This window comes from Trueperella sp. LYQ143 (assembly GCF_046599595.1).
Classification (GTDB): domain Bacteria; phylum Actinomycetota; class Actinomycetes; order Actinomycetales; family Actinomycetaceae; genus Trueperella.
In genome coordinates, this window is the sequence record NZ_JBKIWR010000013.1 from 38100 (window position 1) to 50537 (window position 12438).

The 12438-nt window shown below is 53.7% G+C and carries 12 protein-coding genes; 5 read left to right on the forward strand and 7 right to left on the reverse strand.

What is annotated here, in order from left to right:
* Nucleotides 1–1437, forward strand: a complete 1437-nt coding sequence (gene pntB, locus ACLHIL_RS05900) for a Re/Si-specific NAD(P)(+) transhydrogenase subunit beta (protein ID WP_411297032.1) — start codon at nucleotides 1–3, stop codon at nucleotides 1435–1437.
* A 645-nt stretch (nucleotides 1438–2082) separates the two neighbouring features.
* On the opposite strand, the gene rpsT is transcribed toward pntB, so the two are convergent.
* From rpsT to ACLHIL_RS05930, 6 genes are all read right to left on the reverse strand, one after another.
* Nucleotides 2083–2349: a 30S ribosomal protein S20 gene (rpsT, locus tag ACLHIL_RS05905; protein ID WP_411297033.1), complete on the reverse strand. Its 267-nt coding sequence runs from the start codon at nucleotides 2347–2349 to the stop codon at nucleotides 2083–2085.
* Between the two features lie 271 nt (nucleotides 2350–2620).
* On the reverse strand, nucleotides 2621–2827 hold the full coding sequence (locus ACLHIL_RS05910; RefSeq protein WP_411297034.1) for a CsbD family protein: 207 nt from the start codon (nucleotides 2825–2827) through the stop codon (nucleotides 2621–2623).
* A gap of 283 nt (nucleotides 2828–3110) precedes the next feature.
* Entirely contained in the window at nucleotides 3111–3749 is a 639-nt protein-coding gene (locus tag ACLHIL_RS05915) for a type II toxin-antitoxin system PemK/MazF family toxin (RefSeq protein WP_411297035.1), read from the reverse strand.
* Between the two features lie 30 nt (nucleotides 3750–3779).
* Entirely contained in the window at nucleotides 3780–4277 is a 498-nt protein-coding gene (locus tag ACLHIL_RS05920) for a PH domain-containing protein (protein WP_411297036.1), read from the reverse strand.
* Between the two features lie 689 nt (nucleotides 4278–4966).
* Nucleotides 4967–5758 (reverse strand): hypothetical protein, encoded by a 792-nt coding sequence (locus ACLHIL_RS05925; protein WP_411297037.1) that lies wholly within the window; start codon nucleotides 5756–5758, stop codon nucleotides 4967–4969.
* A gap of 9 nt (nucleotides 5759–5767) precedes the next feature.
* On the reverse strand, nucleotides 5768–6394 hold the full coding sequence (locus ACLHIL_RS05930; RefSeq protein ID WP_411297038.1) for an HAD-IA family hydrolase: 627 nt from the start codon (nucleotides 6392–6394) through the stop codon (nucleotides 5768–5770).
* 96 nt (nucleotides 6395–6490) lie between these two features.
* On the opposite strand from ACLHIL_RS05930, the gene lepA reads away from it, so the two are divergent.
* The 4 genes from lepA (at nucleotide 6491) to ACLHIL_RS05950 (ending at nucleotide 11354) form a co-directional block, all read left to right on the forward strand.
* The gene (gene lepA, locus ACLHIL_RS05935) at nucleotides 6491–8350 is read left to right on the forward strand and encodes a translation elongation factor 4 (RefSeq protein ID WP_411297039.1); all 1860 of its coding nucleotides are present in this window, start codon (nucleotides 6491–6493) and stop codon (nucleotides 8348–8350) included.
* 111 nt (nucleotides 8351–8461) lie between these two features.
* Nucleotides 8462–9451 carry a tRNA (guanosine(46)-N7)-methyltransferase TrmB gene (gene trmB / locus ACLHIL_RS05940; protein ID WP_411297040.1) on the forward strand — a complete coding sequence of 330 codons (990 nt, stop codon included), beginning with the start codon at nucleotides 8462–8464 and terminating at the stop codon, nucleotides 9449–9451.
* Nucleotides 9452–9526: 75 nt separating this feature from the next.
* Nucleotides 9527–10717, forward strand: coding sequence for a radical SAM family heme chaperone HemW (gene hemW / locus ACLHIL_RS05945; RefSeq protein ID WP_411297041.1), 1191 nt, complete (start codon nucleotides 9527–9529; stop codon nucleotides 10715–10717).
* A 1-nt stretch (nucleotide 10718) separates the two neighbouring features.
* Nucleotides 10719–11354: a hypothetical protein gene (locus ACLHIL_RS05950; RefSeq protein ID WP_411297042.1), complete on the forward strand. Its 636-nt coding sequence runs from the start codon at nucleotides 10719–10721 to the stop codon at nucleotides 11352–11354.
* Nucleotides 11355–11563: 209 nt separating this feature from the next.
* Here the strand turns inward: ACLHIL_RS05950 and ACLHIL_RS05955 are convergent, their stop codons facing one another.
* Complete coding sequence (locus ACLHIL_RS05955) at nucleotides 11564–12331, reverse strand: FadR/GntR family transcriptional regulator (RefSeq protein WP_411297043.1); 768 nt, start codon at nucleotides 12329–12331, stop codon at nucleotides 11564–11566.
* Nucleotides 12332–12438: the final 107 nt, after the last annotated feature.

The following is a 12438-nucleotide window of genomic DNA, read 5'->3' on the forward strand; positions in this document are numbered from 1 at the left end:
GTGTCTGATGTCGTGAATTATGTGTCCTCGATTGAGGTTCGATTCCAGTCTTTGGCGTATATCGCAGCAGCTTTGCTGTTCATTTTGGCGTTAGCAGGGTTATCTCGGCAAACGACGGCGGCGCGTGGGAATAAACTCGGCATGATCGGCATGGTCCTGGCCTTGTTGGCTACTGTGTGGGTTGTCGTCGCTTTCGCACAGGGGCAAAAGGTTGTGCCGGTGTGCCTGATCGTTTTTGCTTTGGCAATCGGGGCTGGTGTTGGGATCCCGTTGGCTCGCAAAGTAGAAATGACGGAGATGCCGCAGCTTATCGCTATGTTGCACTCTTTTGTCGGTGCGGCGGCTGTGATTGTTGGCTTTAACTCTTTCATTATCACTCCGGGCGAGAATTCGATTTATAACACCTTCCATTTGGGTGAAGTTGGTTTGGCGATTTTCATTGGCGCAGTGACTTTAACTGGGTCGATTGTGGCGTTCTTGAAGCTTGCCGGAAAGATGAGTGGGCGGCCCCTGGTTATTCCTGGGCGAAATTGGCTTAATCTTGCCGCAATAGTGGTTTCGATTGGTTTGATTGCCTGGTTGATTCGGACTCGTTCCTTGGGTGCGGGCATGATTCCGCTGGTATTGCTCACCCTTATTGCCTTGGCTTTGGGGTTCCATTTGGTTGCCGCGATTGGCGGTGGCGATATGCCGGTGGTCGTCTCTATGCTGAATTCCTATTCTGGCTGGGCGGCGGCAATGGCTGGCTTTACGTTGTCGAATGATTTGTTGATTATTACCGGAGCGCTTGTCGGTTCTTCGGGTGCTTACCTGTCGTACATCATGTGCAAGGCCATGAATCGGTCGTTTATTTCGGTCATTCTTGGTGGTTTTGGATCCGACGGGACAGTAGCGCAGGCGCGTGATTATGGCGAACATCGGGAAGCAAATGCGCAGGAGGTTGCTCAGATGCTGCTCGATGCGAAGAAAGTGGTCATCACACCGGGTTATGGTATGGCGGTGGCACAGGCACAATATCCGGTTGCTGAGTTGACGAAGCGGTTGCGTGAGCGCGGGGTTGACGTCTCTTTCGCGATTCATCCGGTAGCTGGGCGATTGCCTGGGCATATGAATGTGCTCCTGGCTGAGGCGAAAGTTCCTTACGATATCGTCTTTGAGATGGATGAGGTCAATGAGGATTTCGGTAGCGTTGATGTTGTCCTGGTAATTGGCGCAAATGATACGGTGAATCCGGCTGCGGAAGAACCCGGATCGCCGATTGCCGGTATGCCGGTGATTAAGGTCTGGGAAGCGGAAACCGTCGTGGTATTCAAACGCTCAATGGGCAATGCTGGCTATGCCGGCGTGCAAAACCCCTTGTTCTTCAATGACAACACCTACATGTTGTTGGGGGATGCGAAGGATTCCGTCGATCAAATCAACGCGGCTATTGCTTAAGCTGTATTAATGGCGAGACGGGATAGCCGCGCGGTGGCAGATCGTTGCGATAGTAGAACGTCTCGATAAGTCTGGCTGTATAGGCGCTGATGGGTGTCTTGTGCGATACACACAGGCACCCATCAGCGCCTTTGTCATCTCAATATTCTGCGTCGCTAATGGTGGAAGGTGGCAGGCGGGATTAGATCACGTAGCGGTGTACTGCTTTTTGCGGGGGGGGGGAAAAAAAAGGAGGAAGAAAGAGTTATAGGCCGGCGGCGGCATAATACGAGGGTTATAGGACATTTTCTGTTGCTCGTTGATTTGTTAATTCCTTGTTTATTTTTCTATGCCGCCAGGCGTTGAGTGGTAATCCTGTCTATGAGGGCTTTTCAAAGTCGTCATTCACCACAGACTGCCAAACCCTTCACAAACACCAACTACAACACCCATTTTCCCTGTCACAACACCAAAAACCCGAGACATCAACAACACATTCTGTCCAACCAGTTAGTTGACCACCACCAACTAACACACCGACTTTCCCCACACCAGAACAACGAAAAACCCGAAAAACAGCAACACCTCGTGTCCTATAACTCTAATAGGCATAATAAAACAGCCCCCGAATGATAGATCATCCGGGGGCTGAGGGATTCTCGCGACTTAGTCGCCCAGTTTTGCAACCAGCTTGGCGAGCTTCGACTTGCGATTCGCTGCCTGGTTGCGGTGAATAATTCCCTTGGAAACAGCCTTATCGAGCTTGCGGCTTGCAATGCGCAGAGCCTGGGTAGCCTCCGCTGCCTCGCCAGCCTCAACCGCTTCCCGAGTCTTACGCACCAAAGTCTTCAATTCAGACTTGTAGGCCTTGTTGCGCAGCCGGCGCTTCTCGTTGGTCTTGTTCCGCTTGATCTGGGACTTAATATTTGCCACTGGTAACTCTTTCGTTTGAATGGTGGCCGGTGAACGGCCGTCGGTCGGTGAGGGCGTGCCATCTCCGGACTGTAAGGCGTGGGGCACCCGTGCGAGGAGGATGGCTGGACCTTTTCACCCGACCAGGTGTTCAAAGTCCAATTGGTTAGTCTAGCAAAGCACTCGACCCCATGTTAGTTTTCATCGCCACCGTGGAGGTGGATCAGATCACGTTCATGGGGTCGAGCAGGAGTTTCACGCGATTAACGCGATTGCTGTCCGAAAGAAGATTCTAGTCGGTCAGCTTATCCTTGATGTTGTCGAAGGTCTCCTTGGCCTTATCGCCCAAATCGGAGAGCTTATCCTTGAGGCTGGCCGAGGCCTGATCGGCCTTGCCTTCGGCTTCCAAGCCCTTGTCGTCGGTTGCCTTGCCAGCAAATTCCTTTGCCTTGCCAGCCAGATCTTCGGCACCATGCTTGATATCGTCAGTGAAACCCATTATGAGCCTCCTTTCGTTGACTGTTGGCTTCAGTGATTACCGAAGCCCTTACCTGACTCACTATAGAGGGCAGGACGCTAAAGCGCGCGTTATTCGATTCAATTGCGTTATGCTCAACGCGCAAATCCAAGGTAGTGCGGCACTGTTGCTCTGGTTCTGCTTCTGCGCATGACCGTGCCTGATAGCTGGTAGCTCGTATGGCGCGAGCATATCGAAGGTTTTAGCTATATATGAGGTAAATCGGCAGGCAAATATGGTTTGAAGAAACTGACGGAAACACGCGTTAACGACGATGGATTTCTCGCACTGCCTGGCACACTTTGTCATAGATAGCGCGATCGAGGAATGACCCTTCGCGCCGGATCACACTCTCATGTGCGATAAGTAGGCGATCTAGCCGCACCTCAGATGGGCGCCCTTTCGGATCCCAATCTCCGCTACCAACATCCATCCAATAGCGTCCCCAATGGGCTTCATGCGCGGCATCGCGGGTATTATCTTGCGAGGTCATCTGGATAAAAATGATGTGGCGGTCGCGGTGGGCGAGGACGAGCACTGGACGATCTTTACCTCGCCCGTCGTGCTCCTCGAACGGAACCCAGGTCCACACGACTTCCCCTGGATCTGGCATTCCGTTATCTGCCGGACTATACCTAAAAGTGGGTAATCCAAAAGTTTCGACGTCGTATTCTGTCGCAGGTTCATTCGCGTTTGGGATATGCCCGGAGGTGTGATTAGAAGATTTGCCAGGGCCTGGGTGATGTGGATGCTCTGGTGATGACGACGTGGATGAGCGCCTGGAAGATGACCTGGAAGCAGGTGCGGATGCCCCTGCAGAGCGGCGCAATTGGCGGCTGAGATCCCGCCCAACTGCGCGAGCAACAGAGCGAACGGTACGTTGAAGAAAATCTGACAAGGCCATAGGGAATACCTAAATACTAAGGGATACAGATTATGCGGTAGGCGCTGCGGAGCTATCGTTGAGTAGCTCAGTTAGCTCAACGTGCATCCGTTCGACGTCGGGAATATCTTTAAGAATCAACGGATCGCTTGCGGAGGTTTCTAGAATGAGAGTGCCGCACCGGAAAATACGATCAATGAGGTCGAGATCGTAGGAGACGTTGGAGATACGCGCCAAGGGGATATCGTGACCCGTTTTGGCGAAGATTCCCTGACGGGTGATGATCCGCCGGTTGGTAACGGTATATGTGGAGGTCCACCACTGTAGGTAGGGATAGACGAAAACCAAAATAATGAGAATCAGGGCGAGAATCACGACTGCCCAATGCCCCCACGGGGAGAATGAATCCGGTAAGAAAATGAGCGCGGCAATCATTCCGGCTAGCACCACAATGAGCCCAAGTACGTTGCTAATGAGCGCTTTAGGATGTTCATGCATGTGTCGGACGACGTATTCATCACGACCGAGAAGAGACTGTGAGAAACCCATGGGGTTATTTTGCCATATATTAGCCCTCGCAGTGTGTCGTCATATTTTCCTGAAGCTGACGAAAACCCATTGAAAATAACGCCAAAGCCGAAGATTGCCGAAGCGGGGCTAATGGTGTAGCAGGTAGTTTCGGTACTCTCAGGCTTGGAATGGCAAGGATACGAGTTACAGTGCTGTGAGGCGCGAAGCTAATGGGAATCTGACGGAACGAGAAAGGTTAGCCCTGATTCGGGCGGTAACTCCAGGTAAGGTGAGCCCGACGGAAACCAGAGGCGCTCTCGTGTTGTCTTGGATGCTCTGAGAGTATGTACCGAGATGACTGGGCGATGCACTGCATCTAAGGAGCGCGAATGGTCCACAGAACGGATGTACCTGGGGAGGCTGAGGGATCCTGCGCCGGCTGAGGCAGGATATATGTAGCTGAGGCAGGAGATATGTACATGTAGTGGTGCCAAAAGGTGAACGTATAATGCCGTAGGCAGGCAAAACAATGAGCCGATACCTTTATGCTGCTGTGTGGTATGAGGGCGTATGCCTGCCAAATAACGCCGGCTAAAGGTTTGCGGTAATAGCGGAGTTGCTAGCAAAGGCGCCATTATGACTGATCTACAGTAACTCCAACGGGCTGATCTGTAGCGAAGCCTATTGTGATTCAGTAGCGGATTTTTATCTACTCGATTGTGTGAGAGCTACGCCCACATCAGCAGCGCCCACAGGATGAGGAAAGCTGTCAATGGGATCGCGGCGAGAGTGATAATTCCGCTGAGCAGAGTCCAGCGTAGATCATCACGTAGATAGGGAACCTTATCCACCCCGCCAGCAGCCGCAATCGCTACCCGTTGGGCTTGCTCAATGCGCGGGAAGAATGTGTCTTTGCGGATAGCGGCTTCTCGTTGTGCGGCGGCAGCGCGTTCTTTAGCGGCAAGGCGTGCGGCTTCCCGTTGTAATCCCTCCGGGTCTGGCCCGTGAAGCCCATTGAGGATATTGCCGTCTTCATCAATAACAATACCGGCTCCGGTATTATCTGACGTGGGTTCTGCGTCGGAATACTGCGGCGGATATTCGGCAGAATCTGCAGTGGAGTGTGCGGCAGATTGCGTTGCAAAATCTGTGCCTGTTTCCGTCGGTTGCTGGGATGTGGAACTGGTAGAGCGCTCAGTATAGGTATGAGGTACGTGCGATCCTGGTCTTGCCCCTCGTGCAGTAAAACGATCTATAGCTGCTCCGTATGTTGCGGTTATAGCGCTGCTCAGGCGATACCAGCGAACCGCAAAGATAATCAGGATGACGCTGAGAACCACCCCGCAGGAAAACGGAAACCAGCCGACGAAGGAACGGTGAGAGCGTGCGGAGAGAAAGCCGACAAGCAAGAGTAACCCGTCAGTTATTCCCGCCAATGCAATGAGTGCTCGGCCAGGTAAGCGTGCCACGCGCTCAGCAATGGGTAAGTAATGACGTAGTGATCCAGTCGCACGATTCATGGCGCCATCCTAACGAGTCATGAGGGGTAATAGGGCACTAAGTTCTCTGATAGCGTCGGGCGAATCGGAGGAACTATCAGGATCGAAAAGAATTCCACGGCACCCAGCAGCTCGGGCGGCCTGCCCATCAATCAGTCGATCGCCGACCCCTATCGTCTGTGAGGGGTCGATATGATGGCGAGCCAGTAATTCGCACAACATCGTCGGATCTGGCTTGCGGGGCCAGCCGGATGGGGCACAGATCATATCGTCAATGCTCGCGTCGATACGTAATCCGTCCAGCAGAAGCTGAGCGCTGGAGGAATCCCGATGGGTGACGATGAGGTTGAGTCCATTGCCACGATGAACCGCGTCAAGTACCTGGCGGGCGCCCGGCATTAATGGGGCGGGGGTATGCTCCCACCGCTCTAATACCTCGTGATATGCCCGATTGAGAATATCGGGATGCAGGTGGTAGCGCTGAGTTAGCGTGATTATCGCATGGCGGATGGAGATAGCGCGCAGCTGGCGTACCTCATGGAGCTGCGTATCGGTGGGATGGGAGGAGAATGTGGCATGAGCTAAAGCCATATCGACCTCTGGATAGGTGTCTACCAGAGTGCCGCCGAGATCCCAGATCACATGTCGATATGTCATATCTCAAGTGTGGCACGCCCCGCCAAAAGACGTGCGGCGTCGAAGGAAGAACGGCACGCTGGTATCGTTAATGCAGATTATGTGAAAAGGAGTTCCGTGCCCGTATCGACCGCCACCGAGTTAGCAGAGATCCAACCGGCTACAACGCCGCAGGATCGTATCCGCAACTTCTGCATTATTGCCCATATTGACCACGGCAAATCGACGCTTGCTGACCGCATGTTACAACTGACCAATGTGGTGAGTGAACGTGATATGCGCGCCCAATATCTTGATCGAATGGATATTGAACGCGAGCGCGGTATCACCATTAAATCGCAAGCCGTCCGAATGCCGTGGACGGTCGCGGGCAGTGCATACGCGCTAAATATGATTGACACTCCGGGGCATGTGGATTTCGCTTACGAAGTCTCCCGCTCTCTGGCTGCCTGTGAGGGGGCAATCCTTCTTGTGGATGCGGCTCAGGGGATTGAAGCGCAGACGCTAGCGAATCTCTATATGGCTTTAGAAAACGATCTGACGATTATTCCGGTGCTCAACAAGATTGATCTGCCGGCCGCCAATCCCGATAAATTTGCGGCCGAGCTGGCGAGTTTGATTGGCTGTGAGCCAGAAGATTGTTTGCGGGTATCCGGCAAGACGGGCGAGGGAGTCGAGCAGCTTCTCGATCGGATTGTGCGGGAGATTCCGGCGCCGACGGGTGATCCGAGTGGATGCGCTCGCGCCATGATTTTTGATTCGGTCTACGATTCCTACCGTGGCGTAGTGACCTACGTGCGAGTGGTTGACGGTGTGCTCAGTCCTCGTCAGCGCGTACAAATGATGTCTACCGGCGCGGCTCATGAGTTATTAGAGATTGGCATTATTTCTCCGGAGCCACGGCCCTCTGCGGGTTTATCGGCTGGTGAAGTGGGATATTTGATTACTGGCGTGAAGGACGTTCGCCAGTCGCGAGTCGGTGATACGGTTACAGATTTGAAGGTCCCGGCGAAGGTTGCGTTAGCTGGGTATCGCGATCCGAAACCGATGGTGTTTTCTGGCCTTTATCCGATTGATGGTTCAGATTATCCGGCGCTGCGTGACGCTCTCGATAAACTCAAGCTCAACGATGCGGCTTTGACGTATGAGCCGGAGAATTCGCTCGCTTTAGGCTTCGGTTTCCGGTGTGGTTTCTTGGGGCTATTGCATTTGGAGATTATTACTGAGCGGCTGCAACGTGAATTCGATCTAGATTTAATTGCCACAGCGCCGTCGGTTGTTTTCCGAGTGGTAAGCGAATCTGGGGAAGAGCTGGTGGTGTCTAACCCGTCAGAATTCCCGGAAGGGAAAGTCCGAGCGATCTACGAGCCGATGGTCAATGCGACGATTCTGGCGCCAACAGATTACGTCGGAGCGGTGATGGAACTGTGCCAGCAACGCCGAGGGGCCTTGCAGGGGATGGATTATCTGTCTGAGGATCGGGTAGAGCTGCGTTATCGTCTGCCGTTGGCAGAGATCGTGACGGATTTCTTCGATCAGTTGAAATCTCGGACGAAAGGCTATGCCTCGCTGGATTACAAAGAGGAAGGCTCGCAAGAGGCTGATTTGGTTAAAGTTGATATTCTTCTCAACCATGAGCAAGTGGATGCCTTTTCTGCCATTGTGCATCGCGATAATGCGTACCACTATGGCGTAGAAATGACGACGAAACTCAAGGGGCTCATTCCGCGTCAGCAGTTTGAAATTCCAGTTCAGGCCGCTATCGGTTCGCGTGTGATTGCGCGTGAGACGATCAAGGCCCTGCGTAAAGATATGCTCGCGAAGTGTTACGGCGGCGATATTACCCGTAAGCGCAAGCTATTGGAGAAGCAGAAAGAGGGAAAGAAGCGGATGAAGTCGATTGGTCGGGTGGACGTTCCACAGGAGGCCTTTGTGGCGGCGCTCTCCTCGGATATGCCGACGGCGAAGAAGAAATAACAGCTAGCCGATAATGCGTAGCACACGCTCAGCGGGTAGCTAGGTGCATGGATGGCTGGGAATAACTAAGTCGTTGCCGGCTGGGTAGGCAGAGCGCGAAAGTAGGGCGAAATGAGCAGTGAGAATCAGGATCAGGCGCAGGTGCGCCACAGCACAAGCTCAGTGGGCGTATCCGCCGATGCAGTGAAAGCGGCTTCTGAGGATGCTCTACCTGTTGTGGATTGTGCTGATGATTCACAAGTAACATCGGATAGCGGGTCCGGATGCGAAAATGACTCGCACGTCATTTCGGCAGCAGATGGTGAGTCGATCACTGGTCGCAATATTCACTACGGTCGGATTGTCTCGTTTTCACGTCGTGGTTCTCGGCTTGGAGATAAATACCGAGATCTTATGGAGCAATATCGAGAACAGTTCGTTATTGATTATCCGGCTGGGGCGGCGGTTGCGGCGATTGCTCCCGACGCACAGATTGACCTCTCAGCACAGTTCGGTACCCAAGCTCCCATGATTATTGAAGTCGGCCCAGGATCGGGAGAACAGCTCATCAGTGCTGCACAGCAGCATCCGGAGTGGAACTTCTTAGGGCTTGAGGCGTGGGGGCCGGGGGTGGCTCGATGCGTCAGTGCTATCGTGCGTGCTGGGGTATCGAATGTGCGCATGATGGAGCTAGATGCGGCGCAAGGCTTGCCCGTATTATTCGGTGCGCATCAAAGGGCACTCCGCCCACAGGTTGCGCAGGTGTGGACCTTCTTCCCGGATCCGTGGCGTAAGAAGCGGCATCATAAACGGCGCATTGTGAATCCAGAATTTGCTCGAACCGTCCATCACGTTCTTGCTGAGGGCGGATCGTGGCGGTTAGCAACGGATTGGTCTAACTACGCCTGGCATATGCGAGATGTTGTGGAAGAAGCTCCGGGCTTCGTTAATCCCTATGCTGACCAAAATCCCGATCCGGCAGATGAGGGTCGTTATCGCGGGGGTTTTGCGCCGCGGTGGGATGGGCGAGTAATGACGAGGTTTGAGCAGCGCGGTTTAGAAGCGGGGCGCCGAATTTTTGATATTCATGTGGTGGCGCAACATGTGAGTGACGGCGAATGAGGCACGGCGTCTTTGTAATATGGCTGGGTAGCGCCGCTCACATATATCGCGCATCGGTGAATCGAGGAATCAACCGTGCCTGCCGCTGAGACCTCCCAGGGTATATCGTGGGATCGCCTTGAGCTGCCGGCGACGCCGGTAGCTAATCTTTCCGCCTATATTCACATCCCATTTTGTGCTGCCCGTTGCGGGTACTGCGACTTTAATACCTATACGAATCTTCATTTTGGGGCAGGCGCCAGTGCTGCGGTATTCGATCAACGGCTTGTGGCGGAAATGGATCTCCTGGCACAACACCTGAGATTAGATCAGCCTCTTTCAACAGTGTTTTTCGGAGGCGGGACCCCGACGATTTTGCCGGCAACGACCTTAGTCGCCATATATCAGGCGCTGTGTGAACGCTTTGGCGGGGTTCGCGGTGAGGTGACAACAGAGGCAAATCCGGAGACGGTAACCCAAGAAGATATTGATACCTTGGCGGCAGGTGGCTTTACTCGAATATCCTTTGGCATGCAATCGGCTCGTCAGCATGTTTTGACCCGATTGGATCGTAAACATACACCGGGGAAAGTAGCTGAGGTGACGCGATGGGCGCGCCAGGCGGGTTTGGATTATTCTCTCGATTTAATTTATGGGACGTCAGGGGAGTCGCGTGAGGATTGGCGTATCTCGCTGGAAACAGCTATAAGCTATCAGCCCGGGCACATCTCGGCGTATGGGCTGACGATTGAGCCGGGAACGGCAATGGGTGCCCAGTTACGTCGTGGGCAGATCAGCGCACCAGATCCTGATGTCTTAGCGGATAAATATGAACTCGCAGATGAGATACTCAATGCGGCCGGGTATCGCTGGTATGAGGTATCAAATTGGGCATTGCCTGGTAAAGAATCGCAACATAATCGCGCCTATTGGACGAATGCGAATTGGTGGGGATTCGGGCCAGGGGCACATTCACATATTTCTGGGGTGCGCGCCTGGAATATCAAACATCCGGTGGCGTATAGCCGTGCGCTCGCGGCGAGTAATTTTCCGATCGCGGATTGGGAAGTGCTGTCACAGCGAGAACGGGAAGAAGAAGCTATCATGTTAGGAATTCGCCTGCGGGAGGGGATTGGCCGCCCGCAGCATGTGCCCGATAATGTGCTGGCGGATTTAATAACTGACGGACTCATTGAGGCAAAGATGGCTCGCGAGGGGCGTATTTGCCTTACCCGTCGTGGCCGATTGCTAGCTGATAGAGTGATAGCGGCTCTGTGGGAGGATTAGGATGAACCGAGATCTGCTGGTATATGCCATTTTGCTGCTGCTTATAGCTATTCCGGTGTGTTACATCGGTACGGCGTTGTTCTCTAAGAATACGAAGGGGCAGTGGGATGAATCCTCGCGGGAAAGAGCGCAGATGCGGCGCAATGGCTGGAATGTGCGAGCAACAGTTGATAACGCTGCACAGTTCGTCACTAATACTCAGTCTGCGCCGACGATATGGCCAATTCCAGTGGATTTGCCGGCAATTAATGCGGTGACGAGTGCACGTCGTGCCGCAGTTCCGTGGCGCTGCGCGACGATTATTGCCCCGCCGTTAGGCACCTTTACTTTGGTGAGCGTCAGCGTTTCACAGCGTTCTGACGGGGCAGAGCTGGAATATCCGCAGACGTTGCTTCGCTTTGCCGCGGACGGAGGCGTAGAGACGGTGAGTGAGGCTGGCGATACGCGCGCAGAGATTACGTCGGATATGTTGGCCTTTTTTGCTCGGATTGACGAGCTGATGGCAGTGCATTTGGATGGCGCACGGATAACGTATTTCATCCGAGGTGCGCGCAAAGATTCGGCAGATAGCATTGCGGCGTTAACTGAACAGTTGGCTGAAATCGTGGCGGTACTCCCGTCGGATATGTGGCGCTAGCGCGGCGTTACCTAAACAAACTGCCAGTAACGTGGCTCGCGTGCTATGTAATACGTGCAAGCTAACGGGAATACGTATTCGGTAGGGGCGGTTACGTGATACGGGTACGTCCTAATGGATACGCCATTTCGCAAGGAGGAATCCCAGTGGGAATATTGCCTCGGTGGTGGCACCGGCTCTAGGCGGTGAATTCCTAGGCAGTTGTGGTGTTACTCCTCGGTATCTACTGCTTGCGAAGACGTGTCTGGCAGATATGGAGCGTCGTGGTTGAGATCGGGTTCGGTGATGAGGTGCTCAAAGGCTTCTTGAACCTCATCAACCAAATCGTGCATAGCGGCGGCGGCTTCTCGGGGTTTTCCACGGTAAATAGCTAATGCGGCAGTTCGGTGATCTTCCATTGCTCGCGGCTTAGGCTGCGGCGGCATATAACCAAGTTGTGTTCGCCAGGTGAGGATGGATTCGATAACGGGCGATAGGACGCTAAACATCTCGTTGCCGGAGTATTTCAAAATGAGCTGGTGAAAATAGACGTCAGCTTCCATGAATTCTGCTCCGGAACTGACGGCGCCGAGTTCCACTACTCGCATACCGGCGCGCAGGATCTCAGTGCGTTGTTCTCGGGTGGCAAAGCGGGCGGCGAGGAATGCAGCTCGTGGTTCGATGGCGAGCCGAAGGTCTGTGAGGGATTCGAGCTGCCGGTTGCGATCTGGCCCGTGGAGGCGCCAATGGATAACGTCAGGATGAAAGACGTTCCATTCGTCTCGAGGGCGAACAGTTAATCCGACGCGGCGTTGTGCGCTGACCAGACCGCAGGCTTCTAGGTGACGTTGGACTTCGCGGGCTACCGTGCGAGAGCAGCTAAATTCTTGTTCGATATCGGCCAATGTTATGGCGTCACCGTCGGCTAGCTCGCCGTGTACGATCCGCGGGCCGATGACGTGCGTGATGGCAATGTAACGAGAATCAGGACTGCTCATATCTGTTCAGTGTACCTGGTTTGTGCGTATCTCAGCAGGGTCGTAGGTGCTGTGCTAATTGGACGGCAGATATGCCCCTGCCTCGACGTCATTCTTGGTATGATAAA